Source organism: Streptomyces sp. NPDC037054 (genome assembly GCF_055606745.1).
This window is the reverse complement of record NZ_JBVJSJ010000005.1, coordinates 217,845-237,387: the sequence shown is the minus strand read 5'-3', so window position 1 is coordinate 237,387 and position 19,543 is coordinate 217,845. Positions and strand designations below refer to the sequence as shown.

Sequence of the window (19,543 nt, the reverse complement as noted above, 5' to 3'; positions counted from 1 at the left end):
GGCCCTTCACATCCGGAAGACGCCGAAGCCGCCCCGCGCGCCCTCGAAGGGGGCGGTGTGGATGGCGGACAGGCACAGGCCGAGGACGGTGCGGGTGTCGCGCGGGTCGATGACGCCGTCGTCGTACAGCCGCCCGGACAGGAACATCGGCAGGGACTCGGACTCGATCTGCTGCTCGACCATGGCGCGCAGCGCCGCGTCGGCCTCGTCGTCGTAGGGGCGGCCCTTGGCGGCGGCCGACTGGCGGGCGACGATGGACAGGACACCGGCGAGCTGCTGCGGGCCCATGACGGCGGACTTGGCGCTGGGCCAGGCGAACAGGAAGCGCGGGTCGTAGGCGCGCCCGCACATGCCGTAGTGGCCGGCGCCGTAGGAGGCGCCCATGAGGACGGACAGGTGGGGCACGCGGGAGTTGCTGACGGCGTTGATCATCATGGCGCCGTGCTTGATGATGCCGCCCTGTTCGTACTCCTTGCCGACCATGTAGCCGGTGGTGTTGTGCAGGAACAGCAGGGGGATGTCGCGCTGGTTGGCGAGCTGGATGAACTGGGCCGCCTTCTGCGACTCCTCGCTGAACAGGACGCCTCGAGCGTTGGCGAGGATGCCGACGGGGTAGCCGTGCAGGGCGGCCCAGCCGGTGGTCAGGCTCGTGCCGTAGAGCGGTTTGAACTCGTCGAAGTCGGAGCCGTCGACGATCCGGGCGATCACCTCGCGCGGGTCGAAGGGCACCTTCAGGTCGCCGGGGACGATGCCGAGGAGTTCCTCCGGGTCGTACTTGGGCGGTTCGGCGGGGGCGGGATCGGCGTACGCCTTGCGGTGGTTGAGGCGGGCGACGACGCGGCGGGCCTGGCGCAGGGCGTCCGGCTCGTCCACGGCGAAGTGGTCGGCGAGGCCGGAGGTGCGGGCGTGCATCTCGGCGCCGCCGAGGGACTCGTCGTCGCTCTCCTCGCCGGTGGCCATCTTGACCAGGGGCGGCCCGCCGAGGAACACCTTGGCGCGTTCCTTGACCATGATGACGTGGTCGGACATGCCGGGGACGTACGCGCCGCCGGCCGTGGAGTTGCCGAAGACGACGGCGAGAGTGGGGATGCCGGCCGCCGAGAGCCGCGTGAGGTCGCGGAAGATGGCGCCGCCGGGGATGAAGATCTCCTTCTGCGAGGGCAGGTCGGCGCCGCCGGACTCGACGAGGCTGATCACGGGCAGCCGGTTGGCGAGGGCGATGTCGTTGGCCCGCAGCGCCTTCTTCAGCGACCACGGGTTGCTGGCGCCGCCGCGCACGGTCGGGTCGTTGGCGGTGATGAGGCATTCGACGCCCTCGACGACGCCGATGCCGGTGACGAGGGAGGCGCCCACGGTGTAGTCGCTGCCCCAGGCGGCCAGCGGCGACAGCTCCAGGAAGGGCGTGTCGGGGTCGAGCAGCAGCTCGATGCGCTCGCGGGCGAGGAGTTTGCCGCGTCCGCGGTGCCGCTCGACGTATTTCGGGCCGCCGCCGGCGAGGGCCTTGGCGTGTTCGGCGTCGAGTTCGGCGAGCCTGGCGAGCATGGCCTCGCGGTTCGCCCGGTGTTCGGGGGCGGCCGGGTCCAGGGCCGAGGACAGGACGGTCACAACAGGGCCTCCGGGATGTCCAGGTGGCGGGAGCGCAGCCATTCGCCGAGCGCCTTGGCCTGCGGGTCGAAGCGGTGCTGGGCGGCGACGCCGGCGCCGAGGATGCCGCCGACGACGAAGTTGAGGGCGCGGAGGTTCGGCAACACGTGCCGTACGACGGGCAGTTCGCGGCTCTCGGGGAGCAGCTCCCGGAACCGTTCGACGGTGAGTTCGTGCGCCAGCCACCGCCAGGCGTCGTCGTCGCGCACCCACACGCCGACGTTGGCGTCCCCGCCCTTGTCGCCGCTGCGGGCCCCGGCGACGAGCCCGAGCGGGGCCCGCCGGGTGGGTCCGGGGGGAAGCGGCGCGGGCGGCTCGGGCTCGGGCACGTCCTGAAGGGGACGGAAGCCGGGAGGCGGCGGCACCTCGGCCCGGCTGCCGTCGGGCAGGACGGCGCTGTGCCGCACGGCGCCGTGCTCGACGTGGGCCGCCTCGAAGACGCCGTACGGGCTCGCTTTCCCGGGCGGGGCGGTCACGTGGAAGCCGGGGTAACTGGCCAGCGCGAGTTCGACGGCGGCGCCGCTCAACGCCCGCCCCACGACGGCCTGGTCGGGGTCGCGGACGACGAGCCGCAGCAGCGCGCTCGCGGTCTCCTCGGTGGGCGCGTCGGGCCGGTCGGTGCGCACGAGGTCCCAGCGCACCTCGCGCGGCGGGGACTTGGCGAGCGCGTCGGTCACCTGCTCGCGCACCAGCGCGGCCTTGGCCTCGATGTCGAGACCGGTGAGGACGAAGGTGACCTCGTTGCGGAAGCCGCCGAGCCGGTTGAGGCCGACCTTGAGGGCCGGGGGCGGTGCCTCGCCGCGCACGCCCTCGACGCGCACCCGGTCGGGCCCTTCCCGGCTGAGCCGGACGCTGTCGAGACGGGCGGTGACGTCGGGTCCGGCGTACCGGGCGCCGCCCGTCTCGTACAGCAGTTGGGCGGTGACGGTGCCGACGTCGACGAGGCCGCCGGTGCCGGGGTGCTTGGTGATGACGCAGCTGCCGTCGTCGTGGATCTCGGCGAGGGGGAATCCGGGCCGCCGCAGGTCGCGGTCGGTCTCGGTGAAGAAGGCGTAGTTGCCGCCGGTGGCCTGCGTCCCGCACTCCAGGACGTGCCCGGCGACGACCGCGCCCGCGAGCCGGTCGTGGTCGTCCGGCGCCCAGCCGAAGTGGGCGGCGGCCGGCCCGCTGACGAGGGCCGCGTCGGTCACCCGCCCGGTGACGACGACGTCCGCGCCGGCCTCCAGGCACGCGGCGATCCCGAAGCCGCCGAGGTAGGCGTGGGCGGCGAGGGTGCCGGGGTGGGCGGCGGTGAGGTCGTCGCCCTCGACGTGCGCGACGCGGACGGGGACGCCGGTCCGCTCGGCCAGCGTGCGCAGTTCGTCGGCGAGTCCGGCGGGGTTCAGTCCGCCGGCGTTGGTGACGAGGCGGACGCCCCGCTCGTGGGCGAGGCCGAGGCACTCCTCCATCTGCCGCAGGAAGGTGCAGGCGTATCCGGCCGACGGGTCCTTGAGGCGGTCCCGGGCCAGGATGAGCATGGTCAGTTCGGCCAGGTAGTCGCCGGTCAGGACGTCCAGTTCGCCGCCGGTGAGCATCTCGCGCACGGCGTCGAAGCGGTCGCCGTAGAAGCCGGAGGCGTTGCCGATGCGCAGGGGCGGCGGGGCGGCGGTCACCGGGCGCCTCCCTTCGCCGGGCGCCCGGCGCCGGCCGGGCCGGCGAAGGCCTGCGCGATGCCGAGCCACCGGTCGGCGTCGGCGCCCTCGGCCCGTACGGCGAGGTCGGCGCGGTGCGCGCGCTGGGTGACGAGGAGGCAGAAGTCGAGGGCGGGGCCGGTGACGCGTTGCGGCGCGTCGTCCGGGCCGTACGCCCACAGCTCGCCCGCCGGTCCGGTCAGTTCGACGCGGAACTCGCCGGCGGGCGGGGTGAGGCCGTGCACGTGGAAGGCGTAGTCCCGCGCCCGTACGCCGATCCGCGCGATGTGCCGCAGCCGGGCGGTGGGGGCGCGGACGACGCCGAGCGCGTCGGCCACGTCCAAGCCGTGGGCCCAGGTCTCCATGAGGCGGGCGGTGGCCATCGAGGCGGCCGACATGGGCGGGCCGTACCAGGGGAAGCGGGCGCCGGGCGGGGCGGCGCGCAGCGCCTTCTCCAGGGCGGCGCGCCCGTCCCGCCAGGCCTGGAGCAGTTGCGGGGGCGGCAGCCGGGCGCCTTCCTCGGCGCCGTCGTCGACGTAGCGGTCCGGTGCGGCGAGGGCCTCCTCGACCAGCGCGCGGAAGCGTTCCTCGTCGGTGGCGGCGGCCAGCGCCGAACGGTCGGTCCACGCGAGGTGGGCGATCTGGTGCGCGATGCTCCAGCGCGGTGCGGGGGTGGCGAGGGCCCACTGCTCGGGCGTCAGACCGGCCACGAGCCGGTCCAGCTCCTCGGTCTCCTCGCGCAGGTCGTCGATCACGGGCGTCGGATCAGCCACGGCGGCGCTCCCTCGGGCACGGCGGTGTGCGGGGCGGTGCGGTGCGTTGTGCGGGGCGGTGCGCTGAGGAGCATGGCACCGGCACCGTAAACAATCAAGCATGCTTGCATGATTTTCGTACGTACTTCTGGGAGGTGCCCACCGAAGAGACCGGGGCTACACCGGCTGCTCGATCTTCTTCCTGCCGCCCACCTGCGTGCGCACCGCACCCATGCTCGCCACGACGACCAGGGCGATGGCCGCCGCCTCCGTCGCCGTGAGGACCTGGCCGAGGACCAGGAAGCCCGCCGTCGCGGCGACGGCCGGCTCCAGGCTCATCAGGACGGCGAACGCGGAGGCGGGCAGGCGGCGCAGGGCGAGCAGTTCGAGGGTGTAGGGCAGGACCGAGGAGAGCAGGGCGACCGCGCCGCCGAGGGCCAGCGTCGTCGGGTTCAGCAGCTTGGTGCCGGACTCGGCGAAGCCCAGCGGCAGGGCCATGACCGCCGCGACCGCCATGGCCAGCGCCAGCCCGTCGGCCTGCGGGAAGCGGCGGCCGGTACGGGCGCTGAAGACGATGTACGCCGCCCACATCACGCCGGCTCCCAGCGCGAACGCGGCGCCGACCGGATCGAGGCTGTCGAATCCCCCGCCGCCGAGCAGGAACACGCCCGCCAGCGCGAGACCGGCCCACACGAGGTTGATCGCGCGGCGCGAGGCCAGCACGGAGAGCGCGAGCGGGCCGAGGACCTCCAGGGTGACCGCCGGGCCGAGCGGGATGCGGTCGAGGGCCTGGTAGAAGAGGGCGTTCATCGCGCCCATGGTCAGACCGAAGACGGCCACCGTGCCCCAGTCGGCGCGGGAGTGGCCCCGCAGCCGGGGCCGGCAGACGACCAGCAGCACGAGCGCCGCCACCACGAGCCGCACCGTCACGATGCCGAGGGCACCGGCCCGCGGCATCAGGGTCACCGCGAGGGCGCCGCCGAACTGCACGGATATCACCCCGCCGAGGACCAGGCCGACCGGTCCGAGGGCGCCCCGCCCGAGCGGGCCGCCGCCCGGCGCGTCCCCCTGCCCCTGGCCCGTCGCGGGGGTGGCTGCGCTGGGCGTGGTCACGGGGGTCCTCCAGGGACGTGGTGCGGGGAGCGGGGACCGGCCTCGGGGGTCCGCGCGCCGGGCTGTACGACTCCAGCCAGGGTAATGAACCGCGTCAGGTGCGTGAAGGGAGTTTGTGCCTGTACTCAGTCGGTGGTGGCCGATCGCTGATCCGCCGACCCCCGGTCCAGCGCCTCCGCCAGCACCTCAGCCAGGTGGCGCGCCCGCACCCCGGCGAGCTGCTCCAGCTGCGTGCGGCACGAGTAGCCGTCGGCCAGGATCTCCGCCCCGGCCGGGGCCGCCCGTACCGCCGGGAGCAGCTGGTCCTCCGCGCAGGCCACCGAGACCTCGTAGTGGCCCTTCTCGAAGCCGAAGTTGCCGGCGAGTCCGCAGCAGCCGCCCGACAGCTCGCCGGTGAGGCCCGCGGCGGCGCGCAGCCCGCGGTCGGCGGCGTCGCCCAGTACGGCGTGCTGGTGGCAGTGGGTCTGACCGGCCACCGGGCGGTCGACGCGCGGCGGGGTCCACTCGAGGGCCAGCCGCTCCAGCGCCTCGGCGAAGGTGACCACGACGGCGGCGAGGCGTGCCGCGCGCGGGTCGTCGTGGAGCAGCTCCGGCAGGTCCGTGCGCAGGGTCGCCGCGCAGCTCGGTTCGAGGACGACCACGGGGACGCCGGCCTCCAGCACCGGCGTCATCAGGTCGAGCGTCCGGCGCATCACCTCGCGGGCCCGGTCGAGCTGCCCCGTGGAGACGTACGTCAGTCCGCAGCAGACCCGGGACCGGCCGCGCAGCACGGCCAAGGGGTCGAGGAACCTCGTCCGGCCGTCGCCCACCGGCGCGTTCGGCAGCCGCAACGTCGGCGGCAGCGCCACGCGCAGCCCCGCCGCCTCCAGGACCCGTACGGCCGCCCGGCCGACGGACGGCGACAGGTGCTCGGTGAAGGTGTCCGGCCACAGCACGACGAGCGGTCCTGTGCCGTCGGCAGGGGTCCGCCGGGTGCGCCACCACGCCCGGAACGTCCGCCGGGCCAGCCGCGGGATCTCCCGCTTCCCGTCGATCCCGCCGATCCGCTTCGCGAGGGCCGCGAGGGGGCGCACGGACGCGAGCGCGTTCAGCAGCGCCGCCGCCCGCAGCCGGGACACCCGGCCCAGCCACTGCGGCAGCCGGCCCATCGTGACGTGGGCGGCGGAGCGACGGCGGCCCGCGTAGTGGTGGTGCAGGAACTCGGCCTTGTACGTGGCCATGTCGACGCCGACCGGGCAGTCGGAGCGGCAGCCCTTGCAGGACAGGCACAGGTCGAGCGCGTCCCGCACCTCCGTCGACCGCCAGCCGTCGGTGACGACGTCGCCGGCGAGCATCTCGTGCAGCAGCCGGGCACGCCCGCGCGTGGAGTGCTCCTCCTCGCCGGTCGCGCGGAACGACGGGCACATGACGGCGGCGCCGGTCACCGACGTCGTACGGCATTTGGCGACGCCGACGCAGCGGCGTACGGCCGCGGAGAAGTCGCCGCCGTCGGCGGGGTAGCCGAACGTCACGTCGACGGGCTCGCGGGGCAGGACCGCGAAGCGCAGACCGGCGTCCAGCGGCGCGGGGCGGACGAGCACGCCGGGGTTGAGCAGGTCGTCGGGGTCCCAGACGCCCTTGGCCCGCTCGAACAGCGTCACCATGTCGGCGCCGTACATCCGCGGCAGCAGTTCGGCGCGGGCCTGTCCGTCGCCGTGCTCGCCGGACAGGGAGCCGCCGTGGGCCACGACGAGGTCGGCGAGTTCCTCGGAGAAGCGCCGGAAGCGGGCGACGCCCGGGGCGGTCAGCAGGTCGAAGTCGATGCGGACGTGGATGCAGCCGTCGCCGAAGTGCCCGTACGGCGTGCCGCGCAGGCCGTGGTCCGACAGCAGGCCCCGGAACTCCCGCAGGTAGGCGCCGAGCCGGGCGGGCGGCACCGCGCAGTCCTCCCAGCCGGGCCAGGCCTCGGTGCCGTCCGGCATGCGGGTCGCCGTGCCGGACGCGTCCTCGCGGACGCGCCACAGGGCGCGCTGCCCGGCGGGGTCGGTCACCACCAGGGAGTCCAGGACGTCGGCGGCCCGCACGACGCTCTCCGCACGCGCGCGTGCCTCGTCGGCCGTGTCCCCGCCGGTCTCGACGAACAGCCAGGCGCCGCCCCTGGGCAGCGCGGCCGGCTCCGGCACGAGGTCGGCGGCCATGCCCTCCACGGTGAGCGGCCCGTACGGCAGCAGCCCGGCGGCTGCCTCGGCCGCCGCGCTCTCGTCGGCGTAGCCGAGGACGGCGAGCGCACGCGCGCGTGGCGCCTCGACGAGCCGTACGACCGCCTCCGTCAGGATGCCGAGGGTGCCCTCGGAGCCGCAGAACGCGCGGGCGACGTCGGCGCCGTTCTCGGGGAGCAGGGCGTCGAGCGCGTAGCCGGAGATGCGGCGCGGCAGGTCCGGGAAGCCGGTGCGCAGCCGGGCCAGTTCGCCGTCGACCAGGGACCGCAGCCCGTCCGGCGCGCCGGCCCAGTCCTGCCCGAGCCGCAGCCGCTCGCCGCGCGCGGTGAGCACCGACAGTTCGCGCACGCTGTCCGCCGTGGTCCCCCAGGCGACGGAATGGGAGCCGCACGAGTTGTTGCCGATCATGCCGCCGAGGGTGCAGCGGCTGTGGGTGGACGGGTCGGGTCCGAAGCGCAGGCCGTGCGGGGCGGCGGCGTCCTGGAGGCGGTCGAGGACGAGTCCGGGCTGGACGACGGCCGTGCGGGCGGCGGGGTCCAGCGACAGCAGCCGGTTCATGTGCCGGGTGAAGTCGAGGACGACGCCGGTGCCGGTGGCCTGCCCGGCGATGGACGTCCCGCCGCCGCGCGCGACGACCGGCACGCCGCGCGTGCGGCAGATCTCCAGTACGGCGGCCACGTCGTCGGCGTCGCGCGGCGCCACGACGCCCAGCGGGACCCGCCGGTAGTTGGACGCGTCCATGGTGACCAGCGCCCGGTCCGTGACCCCGAACCCCACCTCGCCCCGGACGGCCCCGCGCAGCTCGCTCTCGAATTCCGTCATGCGTCCAGGAAACAGCCCGTACGGGGGTGAGGCGAGAGCGGGCGGGTGCGACATGGCCGCGCGGGCGGGGCGACACGGACGAGCGGGCGGGGCGGCATCGGGCCGGTTGTCGTCTCACCCGACGGACGAGGTTTCGCCCAGGTTTCCCGAAACGGCTACGCTCGCCTGCGTGGCTGAGATCCGGATTCCCTCTGACATCAAGCCCGCGGACGGTCGTTTCGGCGCGGGTCCCTCCAAGGTGCGGACGGAGGCGCTGGACGCCCTGGCCGCGACCGGTACGTCCCTCCTCGGCACCTCTCACCGCCAGGCGCCCGTGAAAAACCTGGTCGGCCAGGTCCGCGAGGGCATCCGCGAGCTGTTCCAGCTCCCCGACGGCTACGAGGTGATCCTCGGCAACGGCGGGTCCACCGCGTTCTGGGACATCGCGACGCACGGCCTGATCGAGAACAAGTCGCAGCACCTCAGCTTCGGCGAGTTCTCCTCCAAGTTCGCCAAGGCGGCCAAGCTGGCCCCCTGGCTGGCCGATCCGGACGTCATCTCCGCCGACCCGGGCACGCACCCGGAGCCGGTCGCCGAGGCGGGCGTGGACGTGTACGCGTTCACCCACAACGAGACCTCGACCGGTGTCGCCATGCCGATCAAGCGCGTGACGGGCGCCGACGAGGGCGCGCTCGTGCTGGTCGACGCCACGTCGGGCGCGGGCGGCCTGCCGGTGGACATCGCGGAGACGGACGTCTACTACTTCGCCCCGCAGAAGTCCTTCGCCTCCGACGGCGGCCTGTGGATCGGCGTGTTCTCGCCGGCCGCGATCGAGCGCGCCGAGCGGATCCACGCGTCCGGCCGCCACGTCCCGGAGTTCTTCTCGCTGCCCACGGCGATCGACAACTCCCGCAAGAACCAGACGTACAACACCCCGGCCCTGTCCACCCTCTTCCTGCTGAACCAGCAGCTGGAGTGGCTCAACGGCCAGGGCGGCCTGGACTGGGCGGTGCGCCGCACGGCGACGTCGGCGCGGACGCTGTACGGCTGGGCGGAGGACGTGAAGTTCGCCAACCCGTTCGTCACGGACCCGGCCAAGCGCTCCGCCGTGATCGGCACGATCGACTTCACGGACGAGGTCGACGCGGCTGCGGTCGCGAAGGTCCTGCGGGCCAACGGCATCGTGGACACCGAGCCCTACCGCAAGCTGGGCCGCAACCAGCTGCGCGTGGCGATGTTCCCGGCGATCGACCCGGCGGACGTCGAGGCGCTGACGAAGTGCGTCGACTATGTGATCGAGAAGCTGTAACCGCCGTAGCGGTACGGCAGGAAGGGCCCCGCGGAGTCACGTCCGCGGGGCCCTTCGTCATCTCGCCGCCCCCTCTTCCGGGACGCCCACGGCGGCCGGAACTGCCCCCGAACAGCCGCACCAACTGCCGATGACGGCCTTCGGCGCCTCCTAGCGTGCCTGTACGCCCTGATATCGCAGGCACATCCAGGAGGTTCATGATGAAGCAATCGGGTCGCCCCGCCGCCAAGGCCGCCGCGGCCACCGCCGCGGCCGCCGCGCTCGTACTCGGCGGAGCTGCCGCCGCGTCCGCGCAGTCGTCGTCCCAGCCCCTCCAGATCACGTCCGCGCAGTTGCAGACGCACCTCGACGCGGCCGTCGAGCAGGAGCGCCTGGCCGCCGACTGCACGCCGAGCTGCGCCGGCCGGATCGAGTAGCGGTCCAACGGGCCGAGGAGGAGGCAGAGATGAGCACCGCGGACCGTTCCGGGACGACGAGCACGACTTGGTGTCCGAGTGGCAGGGCCGACGCACCGGAGTCGGTGGTCCTGGGCGTGCGCTCCGGGCAGGGCGGGGAGCTGGTGTACCTGGCCGACCCCGTGCCGGCCGGGGACGTCCTCCCGGTGATCCCGGCGGACGTCCGGCCGACCCGAGTGCTGCGCTTCGCGTCGCACTGCGTCAGCAACTGCCTGCACCGCAGGGGCAACGACTGCACCCTGGTGGAGCGGGTGACGGCGACGCCGGCGGACGAGAGCCGGAACGTGCCGCGGTGCCATCTGCGCGCTCACTGCAAGTGGTGGGCGCAGGTCGGCGTGGACGGCTGCCGCCGCTGCCCCGCCCTGGCGACCACGGTCGTCGAGGGCGACGACCTCGGCGCGCTGGTCGCCGACCCCGACGCCACCGTGGAGCAGCTGAACGCGTGGATGGCGGAGGCGGAGGCGAACGCGGAGGCCGCCGCGGGCTGAGGTGGAGGGCGGCGGGCCGATGCGAGGCGGGGCGCCGGGCCTGAGACCCTTCTCCTCATGAGCACACCGCCCGACGAGTTGCCCGTCTACCGCGTCCTGACCGGCCCGGACGACGTGACGTTCTGCCGCCGCGTGAGCGAGGCGCTGGCCCTCGGCTACGAACTGCACGGGGGCCCCGCCGCGACCTTCAACGGGGAGCGGGTGATCCTCGCCCAGGCGCTGGTCTGGCCCGCACGGTCGTAAGGTCCGACAGTGGGCCGGCCCCGGCCTCGCTAACGCGTGACGAACTGCTGGAGGAAGGCCTGCCAGCTGTCGCCGGAGACGGTGAGGAGGGGGCCGTCCTGCTGCTTGCTGTCACGAACGGCTCGGCCGCCGGGGGCCGTGTCGGCGACTTCGACGCAGGCGTTCTCCGCCCCGGAGTACGAGGACTTCCAGAAGGGGCTGACAACCTCAGTCACGATGAGTCTTCCTTCAAGCGCCGCAGTATGCCCCGGATGAGTTTCGCGCTCGCGTCCGGCGTCAACGCGGACGATCGTAGTAGGTCCGCGGTGACCGGTGCGGGTGCCGGGCCCCTTCGTCTGGCGCCTCTCGAACCCGGATGATGCCCGGGAGCGCGATGAGTTTTACCCGGGTGTCCGGTCCGTATGGACGAGGCCCAATCAATCGGACGCGAGGAACGCATCATGACCGCGACATACACCTGGGACGTCTTCGCCACCGTCGACGGCTTCGGCTCCTACGGGCCCGGCGGGGACTGGGGCGGCTACTGGGGGAAGCAGGGCCCGGAGTTCCTGGAGAACCGCCGTGCCGTGCTGGGCGAGGATCAGCGGATGGTGCTGGGGGCCAACACCATCCGGCAGTTCATGCAGTTGCTGGGTCCCATCCCGGAGGCCGACATCGACCCGGTGAACTCCCGGATGCGCGGCATGCCGACCACGGTGGTGTCGAGCACGCTCACGGGCCCCCTCGACTGGCCGGACGCGACGATCGAGAGCGGGGACGCCGTCGACGTCGTCGCCCGGCTCAAGGAGACCTCCCCCGTGCCGCTGCGCTCGCACGGCAGCCTGTCGATGAACCGGGCGCTGATGGCCGCCGGCCTGGTCGACCGGGTCCAGCTGTCGATCTTCCCGGTGATCAGCGGCCGGACGGGGACCTACCGGGTCTTCGAGGGCGCGGACGACTTCGATATGGAGCTGATCGAGCACCGCCTGTTCGACGGCCGCATTCAGGAACTCGTGTACCGGCCTGCGCCGCACCGCGGTTGAACTCCTACCTCTCCCTCGCCCTCGTGACCTGCTCCCCGAACCGCGAACGCCCAGCGCTCCCCTGCCCCCTGCCGCCCGGCCAAGAAGTCAGACCGGCGGCAGCGCATCGCTCTCGCTGATCGTGTACGTCAGCGGCGGATAGGCGAAGTCCGTTTCGTTGTTCTCGCGGCGCCGCATTCCGTAGAACTCGCGCCTCTGCTCGTCGTCGGCCGGCGTGAGGCGCTCGCCCTGGGGGAGATATGCGTGTCCGTCGCGGAAGCGGACGAAGGTCTTCGAGGTCCGGAAGGTCACGCCCAGCCATGGGTTGTCCGCCGCCCGCTCGGACGGCGGCAGTACGATCTTGTGTCGCAGGCGCCGATTCGTGTCGACGGAGAACGCGACGACACTGTTGTGGGTAAGGGGGATCTCGAATTCCTCGCCGCCACGCTCCTTTGATTCGAATATCAGCTTCCGTACCCCGCCCGCTTCAGGGTTCCGGTAACAGGAGAAGACCGCGACGAACGAACCGTCGGCCAGGTCAAGAGCCTGGTCCGAGTGGCTGCCCATGGTGGTGCAGGCGTTCGTGTAGGTCTCGATGAGGGCGTTGTTGAAGCCGACCGGAAGTCCCGCAGCCTCCTGGACTCGTCGCGCCAGCCGTTCGTGCACCGGGCGGAAACGCTGCGCCGGGCTGCCGTAGCGCGTGGTGGTACGCACGAGAGGCACGTCGCCCGCCGCGTCGACCTTGGTCAGCACGGCGCCTCGGCGGCCTTTCCCCACGTCTTCCCAGGCAGTCGACGCGGACGGCTCCGCGAAGGGGTTCTCCTCGACCCCGGATTCGGCCTCGGCCGGCAAGACGTACGAGAGGACCTCGTCCGGGATCCTAGGCGCGGGGGGCAAGGTAATCTCCCGAGTTCATGCTGAAGGGGAATGCGTCGCCGTAGTCGATGAAGGACGACGTTCTGTTCTCCTCGGCGTACAGCCTGCGCAATTCGGCCATGCCGGCCGGGGTCGGCGGCTCCAGCTTCACCGGGCCTCGTGCCGTTTTGAGGAACGTATGGCCGTTCCTGTGGACGGCTTCGGTGCCCGAACAGCGGACCACGTATCCCAGGCGGGTCGGGAGCAACTCGGCGTCCAGCATGGAGGGCCGGATTTCGTGCGTGTACAGGCGGTTGGTGGACAGCGGCATGAAGAAGACCGAGCCCGGACAGAGCGTCAGGGAGAATTGCGCCGGGAGCGCGGCCCCGTCCTCCCGTCGCGCCGTCGGTTCCTTGAGGCGGAAGTGGAGCCTGGTCAGTCCGCTGACGCCCTTCCTGCCGTGGCCGAAGGCGTCCCCGGCCAGGGGCTCCAGTTTGTCGAGCCCGTCGTAGAAGGTGCAGAAGGCCATGATGCCGTTGGCGGGCATGTCCTTGGTCTTGTCGGCGTGGGACGAGATCCGGGCCTTGGACTGCTTGCGCCCGGGCGTGGCACGGGTGTTGTGGTAGATCTGCGCGAGGACGTGATTGAGCGGGGCGTGGTCCCGGAAGACGGTGTCGGCCTCGCGGTTCAGCTCCTGAACGATGCGCGTGTCGGTCGGGCGGAAGTTCTCGGTCGGGCCCGAGAGGTTCGTGGAGCAGCGGAGCAGGCGGAAGTGCAGGTCGTCGCCGTCCCGTGTGACGGGCGTGAGATAGATGCCGCTGCGGTGGGCCGTTCCGGGCTTGGTGGACTCCGTCAGGGACTGGAACTCGTGCTCCGTGCCGATCTGTTCGAAGTAGTCGGTGCCGGGGCCGAAGAAGCGTCGGTAGTACACGCCGAGGCCGTGGACACGGACGGGGACCCGGCCGCGGTCGACGAGGGTCCAGGGCCCGTCGGCGGCCCCGCGGTAACCGTGCGCCGGCTCCCGGACGACGAACACCCGGTCAGCGGCGCGCAGTCGGCCGCCGCTGATCCCGGACATGTCGCCGCACAGGTAGACGGTCTTCTCCGCGAGGCCGACCGACCCGGACGCCAGGTCCTCCGGCGTGATCACAGCCCCGAAGAAGTCCCTGACCAGGTCATCACCCCACAACGCCGAAGGCGCGACCAGTACGTTGCCCGCATCCTCGATACGGGCTTCCGTCAGCTCTGCAGTACGGATGCCCGGCCTGGGCGCCATGGACGACAAACCCCCGTGAGTGTCGACGACGTTGAGCCCCCAGCATGTCGGTGCTGCTGAGTGAATGTCACCCCCGGTCCGTGGCGCGCGGATGCCCCGTACCCGCGAACGTGATCCAGCAGGTGCTGCGGGCAGTGTCCAGGAGGTACCAGACCCGCCCCCCGGCCGTCACTTCGATCTGCCACTGCTCGCACGTCCGTCCCCGGTGGGCTCCATGCGCCAGGCTGCCCTTCAGCCGATGATGGCGAGGCGTCTCCACGGCGGGTCGGGGGTTCGTGCGCATGGTCACCCAGGCGCGGTACGTGTTCTCACGTGCCTGCTGGGCGAGGCAGTCCCACCCCTTGGCGGAGGCCGCGTCCGCGAAACGGACCTCCCATTGTCCCTCCGGAGCCGGAGGCGCCACGCGTTCGCCGCGACGTGCACTCATACGGCGTCCCGCGGATCCCGCACCGGACCGTAGTCCTCGGAGTGGTCCCGGGTCAGCGCGGCCAGGAGTTCGGGATCCGAGTGGACCTCTGCCGTGTGCTGCCAGGCGATGAGCATCTGGGCGACGGACGCGTTGTTGCCTACGGAGTCGGCGGCGCGCATGGTGTCGACCAGTTCGACGGCGAACGCGTGGACGTCGGCCTCGGGCAGGAAGCGGACCCAGGGAAAGGCGTCCGGAAGTATGTCCAGGAGCAGTTCCATGCTGCCTGGCTCACGGCGGGCCATCGCCGCCAGTATCCGGCTGGCCGCGGACACCACTGTCTGGTCCTGCTCGGCCCGTGCCGCCGTGGTGAGCACCAGATCCTCTCCGTCCCGGCGGTGCAACAGCAGCCGGGACGATTCCTTGAGCCGGGCAAGCGTCTGCCTGTTCTTGTTCACCAGCTCGGAGAAGTTCACTGCGGCGCTGTCCTTCGGCATGACTTTGAAACTACTTCGAAATCCTCCGGGACGCCATCACCCACAAGAGGGACGGGAGAGACCGAGAGGGGCACGGCAGGCCGACCGGCCCCTCTCCGAGGCAGGGCTCAGCGGCTCAGCCCCTGGAAGCGGCGGACCGCCAGCGGGAGGAAGATCGCCGTCAGGATCACCGGCCACACCGTCGCCATCAGCAGCGCGTGCTGTTCCACCCAGGTGTCGCCGCCGGCCGCCGGCGTGCCGAAGAGGTCGCGGGTCGCGGCTGCCGTGGAGGAGATGGGGTTCCAGGCGGCGAGGCTGCCCAGCCAGTCGGGCATGAGCTGCGGCGCGACGAAGATGCTGGAGATCATCGTCAGCGGGAAGGCGACCGCGAACAGGCCGCCCGCCGCCTCCGGGTTGGGGACCAGGAGGCCCAGCCACACGCCGATCCAGATCAGCGCGAACCGCAGCCACAGCAGGAGCCCGAAGGCCGCGAGGAAGCCCCAGCCGCCGTCCGGGCGCCAGCCCATCGCCAGCGCCGTCAGCATCATGATGGCCAACTCGGCGCAGGCGACGACGAGATCGGTGACCCCGCGCCCGGCGACGACCGCGGACGAGGCCATCGGCATGGAGCGGAACCGGTCGATGACGCCCTTGGTCGAGTCGTACACGACGACCGTCGCCGTGTTGATGAAGCCGAACGCCATCGTCATCACGAACATCCCCGGCATCAGGAAGTCCTTGTAGTCCCCGCCGCCGGGCACCTTCATGGCGCTGCCGAAGACATACCCGTACAGCAGGACCGACAGGATCGGGAAGCCGAGCTGCCAGGCGATGTTGACGGGCTGGCGCCGGTAGTGGGTCAGGCCGCGGCGCACGATGTTCCAGCAGTCGGCGAGCAGCCAGTACGTACGGCCGCGGCCGGCCGGGGTGGTCAGGTCGACGGCGCTCACGCGGTGGCCTCCTTCTCCGTGCGGTGTCCGGTCAGGCGCAGGAACACGTCGTCGAGGCTGGGCCTGCGCAGCCCGATGTCCTCCACGCGCACACCCTCGTCCTGAAGGGTGCGCGCCACGTCCGTCAGGGCCGCCACCCGGTCGGTCACCGGGGCGTGCACCCTCAACTCGCCCTCGTCCGCCTCGGGTTCGCCGTCGGCGACGCGGGCGACGGCCTTCACCACGCGCGGTATCTCGGAGCGTTCGGCGACGACGACCTCGATGCGGTCGCCGCCGACCAGGTTCTTCAGCCCGTCCGGGGTGTCGTCGGCGATGGCCCGGCCGCGGTCGATGACGGTGATGCGCGAGGCCAGCCGGTCGGCCTCCTCCAGGTACTGCGTCGTGAGCAGGACGGTTGTGCCGCCCGCCACCAACTCCCGGACCGATTCCCATACTTCGCCCCGGCTGCGCGGGTCGAGGCCGGTCGTCGGCTCGTCGAGGAAGAGGACGGCCGGGGCGAGGATCATGGACGCGGCGAGGTCCAGCCGGCGCCGCATGCCGCCGCTGTACTCGCCGACGCCCTTGTCGGCGGCGTCGGTCAGGTCGAACTGCTCCAGCAGTTCGACGGCCCGCAGCGCGGCGCGCCGGCCGCCGAGGTGGAACAGCCTGCCGAACATCTCCAGGTTCTGCCGGCCGGTCAGCACCTCGTCCACGGCCGCGTACTGGCCGGTGAGCCCGATGCGGGCCCGCACCTCGCGCGGCTGCCGGGCCACGTCGAGCCCGGCGACCTCCGCCCGCCCGCCGTCCAGCCGGACGAGCGTGGACAGGATGCGCACGGCGGTGGTCTTGCCGGCGCCGTTCGGCCCGAGCAGGCCGTGCACGGTGCCCTTGCGGACGGCCAGGTCGAAGCCGTCCAGGGCGCGTTTCTCGCCGTAGCGCTTCTCCAGCGCCTCGGCCCGCACCGCGTAGGCGTCGACTCCGTCGTGTCCGATCATGTGCCCCTCCCACTGCTCCGGCTGCCGCCGCTCACCAACTGGGTACACCGTACCCGATTGCGCGTACGCCGTACTCAGTTTTGTCGCGTGGACATAAGCTGAACCCCATGACGAGCGGTACGAGCGGAACCGGCGGCACCGGCAACAAGGGCGCGGGCAGCACCGGGACCAGCGGCAGCGGGGACATCGCGCGCACCCTCGAACTGCTCTGGGACACCGGCCGCCGCCCCAGTCGCGGCCCCCGGCCGACCCTCACCCTCGACCGGATCGTGGAAGCGGCCGTCCGGATCGCGGATGCGGAAGGGCTGGACGCGGTGTCGATGCGGCGGGTCGCGACCGAACTCGGCACCGGCACCATGTCGCTGTACCGCTACGTCCCCGGCAAGGCCGAGCTGCTCGACCTGATGCTCGACCGGGTCCAGCGCCCGAGCCAGGAGCCGGACGCCCTCGGCGACGGCGGCTGGCGCGCGGCCCTGGAGGCGCTGGCCCACGCCACGCTCGCGCTCTACCGGCGGCACCCCTGGCTGCTGCACGTCAACCAGTGCCGTCCGGTCCTCGGCCCGGGCGCGCTGGACGGCATGGAGAGCGTCCTCGCCCGCATCAAGCCGATGGGGCTGTCCGACCCGGAGCTGCTGTCGGTGATCATCATGATCGACGGGTACGTCGTCGGGGCCGCGCGCACGCAGGTGCACCAGGAGGAGGCGGAGCGCCGGTCGGGGCTGACGGACGCGCAGTTCTGGGAGGCGCAGCATCCGGTGCTGGAGCAGGTCATGGCCTCCGGCCGCTACCCGGTGCTGGCCTCCCTCTCGGAGGACACCTTCAGCCCCGCCTTCGACCACTTCGGCTTCGGCCTGCGCCGCATCCTGGACGGCCTCGAGGTCCTGGTGAGCGAGCGGCAGCGCGGGGAGACGTGACGGGGGGGCACCTCCGAGGCGGGGGTCGCCCCCGAGGCGGGGGTCGCCCCGGAGGCGAGGGCTCAGCCCCGGCGGAACAGGCGGCGCAGGACGAAGATCGCGGCGCAGGCGGCGGCTGCGGCGAGGGCGCCGGTGCCGAGACCGATGCCGTCACCGTCGGCGTCCGCGCCGCCGCCGGAGCCGCCTTCGCCGGACGGTGACCCGGCGTCACCGCCGGGCGCGTCCTCGGACTGCACGGGGCTCTCGACGCCCTCGCTGCCGAACAGGAGCTTCGTGCCGTCGGCCGTGTACGTGACGGACTCGCCCTGCCCCTGGAGGGGCACGCTCAGGCGCCCGCGCCGCTTGATCCCGCCGCCGTTCCAGTCGTACCAGATGCCGCCGAAGTAGCCGCGTACGGCGAGGTGCCGGCCGTCGGGCGAGAGGGCGGCGTCGGTGGCCCACAGGTCGACGGGGGCGACGGGCCGGAAGACGTTGTCGCCGGAGGCGGAGAGCTCGGCCGGGCCCGCGTACAGGTGCCCGCCGTCCTCCTGCTTGTCGATGATGTAGACGCGGCCGGTCTTCGGGTGGACGACGAGCGACTCGGCGTCGCGGGGCCCGTCGGCGTACTTCACGACGTACTGCGTCGCCCGCACGGTCCGGTCCTTCAGCGTCTTCGGCTCGGGCAGCCGGTACACCCACACGTACGGCCAGACGACGCCGTCGTTGTCGCCGACGTCCCCGACCCACAGCTCGTTGTCCGGTCCGACGGCGATCGCCTCCACGTCGCGCGGCGTGCCCACCCCGGCCAGGGTGATCGTCGCGACGGTCTCGCCGGTGGCGCCGTCGACGGCGTAGAGGTGGGCGCCCTCGTCCTGGTCGTTGTGCGTCCAGAAGACGCCGGGGTGCTGCCGGGAGGCGGCGAGCCCGCTGGACTCGGTGATGCGCGGGTCCTTGATGGTGAACCCGTCGTCGCCGTCGGCGGCGGAGGCGGGCGACGCGGGCACGGCCAGGGCACCCACGAGGAGGGCCCCGGCGAGCAGGGCGAGCGGTCGGCGCATGCCCCAAGACTGCCATCCCCGGGGCCTGTTCACGCGGGGTGGCCGGACTCACACCCCCGTCGGACGACCGGGGGCGCGGGCATCGTCCATGATGAGCGGATGCTCAGGTTCATGCCCGTCGGTGACTCGATGACGATCGGCAGCGCGGGCGAACACACGTGGCGCCACCGGCTGTGGCAGCACCTGTGCGCGACGTACGGCGGCCCGTTCACGCTCGTCGGACCGCGCGAGACGCTGTACGACAAGACCGCCGACGCCCCGACGTCGTACGCCTACGCCGACCCGGACTTCCCGCGCGCCCACCTGGCCGGCTGGGGCGAGGGCTGGCTGCACATGGCCCCGCTGATCGGGGACGCGGTCCGCACCTGCCGGGCCGACGTCCTGCTGGTCTCCCTGGGCCTGATCGACCTCGGCTTCTACACGAACGCCGAGCAGACCGCCGAGAACGCGCGCCGGTTCATCGCCGAGGCGCGTGCGGCGAAACCGCGGGTGCGGATGGTGCTGCTGCCGGTGATCCCGAACATCCGGGCCGAGCACGACGCCCCGTTCGCCGAGCAGGTCGCCCGCTTCAACGAACTCCTCGCGAAGACGGCGGCCGACCTGGACGAGTCCCGCTCCCCTCTGCTGCTGGCGTCCCCCTTCCCCGCGTACGACATCCACACGGACACGTACGACGGCACGCACCCCAACGAGAGGGGCGAACACCGCATCGCGGCGGCCTTCGCGGACGCGATGCACCAGGGCTGGGACCTGGGCGAGCCCTACGAGCACCCCGGGGCCTGACGGAATCCGGCCGCATCCTCGTCACCGTGCGTATCGTTGTACCGCGCGGCTGCACGGATGCGTCGGCAGCCGGGGAGGAGCGCCACGACGACCGTCGTGGAGACCGACGCTCCTCGGTCTCACCCTCGACACCAGCCGGTTCCCCCGCGACTGACGCCACGACTCCCTTGCCTTGAGCGCACTCCAAGACGTTGGCTT

Annotated in this window: 19 protein-coding genes; 7 read left to right on the top strand and 12 right to left on the bottom strand. The window is 72.6% G+C overall.

Features of this window, described 5'->3' with window-relative positions:
• Positions 1-6 precede the first annotated feature (6 nt).
• The 5 genes from ACZ7D7_RS14510 to ACZ7D7_RS14490 form a co-directional block, all read right to left on the bottom strand.
• The gene (locus ACZ7D7_RS14510; RefSeq protein ID WP_470824508.1) at positions 7-1,605 is read right to left on the bottom strand and encodes an acyl-CoA carboxylase subunit beta; all 1,599 of its coding nucleotides are present in this window, start codon (positions 1,603-1,605) and stop codon (positions 7-9) included.
• Complete coding sequence (locus tag ACZ7D7_RS14505) at positions 1,602-3,296, bottom strand: acyclic terpene utilization AtuA family protein (RefSeq protein WP_470824507.1); 1,695 nt, start codon at positions 3,294-3,296, stop codon at positions 1,602-1,604. The genes ACZ7D7_RS14510 and ACZ7D7_RS14505 overlap by 4 nt, the downstream gene beginning before the upstream one ends.
• Positions 3,293-4,087, bottom strand: coding sequence for a TIGR03084 family metal-binding protein (locus tag ACZ7D7_RS14500; protein ID WP_470824505.1), 795 nt, complete (start codon positions 4,085-4,087; stop codon positions 3,293-3,295). The genes ACZ7D7_RS14505 and ACZ7D7_RS14500 overlap by 4 nt, the downstream gene beginning before the upstream one ends.
• Before the next feature lie 156 nt (positions 4,088-4,243).
• Positions 4,244-5,179: an EamA family transporter gene (locus ACZ7D7_RS14495; RefSeq protein ID WP_470824503.1), complete on the bottom strand. Its 936-nt coding sequence runs from the start codon at positions 5,177-5,179 to the stop codon at positions 4,244-4,246.
• A 125-nt stretch (positions 5,180-5,304) separates the two neighbouring features.
• Entirely contained in the window at positions 5,305-8,199 is a 2,895-nt protein-coding gene (locus tag ACZ7D7_RS14490; protein WP_470824502.1) for an FAD-binding and (Fe-S)-binding domain-containing protein, read from the bottom strand.
• A gap of 169 nt (positions 8,200-8,368) precedes the next feature.
• Between ACZ7D7_RS14490 and serC the strand changes: the two genes are divergently transcribed.
• The 4 genes from serC (at position 8,369) to ACZ7D7_RS14470 (ending at position 10,673) form a co-directional block, all read left to right on the top strand.
• A complete protein-coding gene (gene serC, locus ACZ7D7_RS14485) occupies positions 8,369-9,487 on the top strand; it encodes a phosphoserine transaminase (RefSeq protein WP_470824501.1) in 1,119 nt (372 codons plus the stop codon).
• A 197-nt stretch (positions 9,488-9,684) separates the two neighbouring features.
• On the top strand, positions 9,685-9,903 hold the full coding sequence (locus ACZ7D7_RS14480; protein ID WP_470824500.1) for a hypothetical protein: 219 nt from the start codon (positions 9,685-9,687) through the stop codon (positions 9,901-9,903).
• Positions 9,904-9,932: 29 nt separating this feature from the next.
• Positions 9,933-10,430, top strand: coding sequence for a hypothetical protein (locus ACZ7D7_RS14475; protein WP_470824499.1), 498 nt, complete (start codon positions 9,933-9,935; stop codon positions 10,428-10,430).
• Positions 10,431-10,487: 57 nt separating this feature from the next.
• Positions 10,488-10,673, top strand: coding sequence for a DUF1737 domain-containing protein (locus tag ACZ7D7_RS14470; protein WP_470824497.1), 186 nt, complete (start codon positions 10,488-10,490; stop codon positions 10,671-10,673).
• Positions 10,674-10,702: 29 nt separating this feature from the next.
• Here the strand turns inward: ACZ7D7_RS14470 and ACZ7D7_RS14465 are convergent, their stop codons facing one another.
• The gene (locus ACZ7D7_RS14465) at positions 10,703-10,888 is read right to left on the bottom strand and encodes a DUF397 domain-containing protein (RefSeq protein WP_470824496.1); all 186 of its coding nucleotides are present in this window, start codon (positions 10,886-10,888) and stop codon (positions 10,703-10,705) included.
• A gap of 225 nt (positions 10,889-11,113) precedes the next feature.
• Here ACZ7D7_RS14465 and ACZ7D7_RS14460 point away from each other — a divergent pair, with 225 nt between their 5' ends.
• Positions 11,114-11,695 (top strand): dihydrofolate reductase family protein, encoded by a 582-nt coding sequence (locus tag ACZ7D7_RS14460; RefSeq protein WP_470824494.1) that lies wholly within the window; start codon positions 11,114-11,116, stop codon positions 11,693-11,695.
• Positions 11,696-11,782: 87 nt separating this feature from the next.
• Here the strand turns inward: ACZ7D7_RS14460 and ACZ7D7_RS14455 are convergent, their stop codons facing one another.
• From ACZ7D7_RS14455 to ACZ7D7_RS14435, 5 genes are all read right to left on the bottom strand, one after another.
• On the bottom strand, positions 11,783-12,571 hold the full coding sequence (locus ACZ7D7_RS14455) for an alpha-ketoglutarate-dependent dioxygenase AlkB (protein ID WP_470824493.1): 789 nt from the start codon (positions 12,569-12,571) through the stop codon (positions 11,783-11,785).
• A complete protein-coding gene (locus ACZ7D7_RS14450; protein ID WP_470824491.1) occupies positions 12,555-13,805 on the bottom strand; it encodes a hypothetical protein in 1,251 nt (416 codons plus the stop codon). The genes ACZ7D7_RS14455 and ACZ7D7_RS14450 overlap by 17 nt, the downstream gene beginning before the upstream one ends.
• Before the next feature lie 423 nt (positions 13,806-14,228).
• On the bottom strand, positions 14,229-14,708 hold the full coding sequence (locus ACZ7D7_RS14445; protein ID WP_470824490.1) for a hypothetical protein: 480 nt from the start codon (positions 14,706-14,708) through the stop codon (positions 14,229-14,231).
• Between the two features lie 107 nt (positions 14,709-14,815).
• Positions 14,816-15,637 (bottom strand): ABC transporter permease, encoded by an 822-nt coding sequence (locus ACZ7D7_RS14440; protein ID WP_470824489.1) that lies wholly within the window; start codon positions 15,635-15,637, stop codon positions 14,816-14,818.
• The gene (locus tag ACZ7D7_RS14435; protein ID WP_470824487.1) at positions 15,634-16,611 is read right to left on the bottom strand and encodes an ATP-binding cassette domain-containing protein; all 978 of its coding nucleotides are present in this window, start codon (positions 16,609-16,611) and stop codon (positions 15,634-15,636) included. The genes ACZ7D7_RS14440 and ACZ7D7_RS14435 overlap by 4 nt, the downstream gene beginning before the upstream one ends.
• A 107-nt stretch (positions 16,612-16,718) precedes the next feature.
• Here ACZ7D7_RS14435 and ACZ7D7_RS14430 point away from each other — a divergent pair, with 107 nt between their 5' ends.
• On the top strand, positions 16,719-17,525 hold the full coding sequence (locus ACZ7D7_RS14430; RefSeq protein WP_470824485.1) for a TetR/AcrR family transcriptional regulator: 807 nt from the start codon (positions 16,719-16,721) through the stop codon (positions 17,523-17,525).
• Between the two features lie 62 nt (positions 17,526-17,587).
• Here ACZ7D7_RS14430 and ACZ7D7_RS14425 read toward each other — a convergent pair whose 3' ends face one another.
• The gene (locus ACZ7D7_RS14425) at positions 17,588-18,562 is read right to left on the bottom strand and encodes a WD40 repeat domain-containing protein (RefSeq protein WP_470824484.1); all 975 of its coding nucleotides are present in this window, start codon (positions 18,560-18,562) and stop codon (positions 17,588-17,590) included.
• 99 nt (positions 18,563-18,661) lie between these two features.
• Here ACZ7D7_RS14425 and ACZ7D7_RS14420 point away from each other — a divergent pair, with 99 nt between their 5' ends.
• The gene (locus ACZ7D7_RS14420; RefSeq protein WP_470824483.1) at positions 18,662-19,345 is read left to right on the top strand and encodes an SGNH/GDSL hydrolase family protein; all 684 of its coding nucleotides are present in this window, start codon (positions 18,662-18,664) and stop codon (positions 19,343-19,345) included.
• Positions 19,346-19,543: the final 198 nt, after the last annotated feature.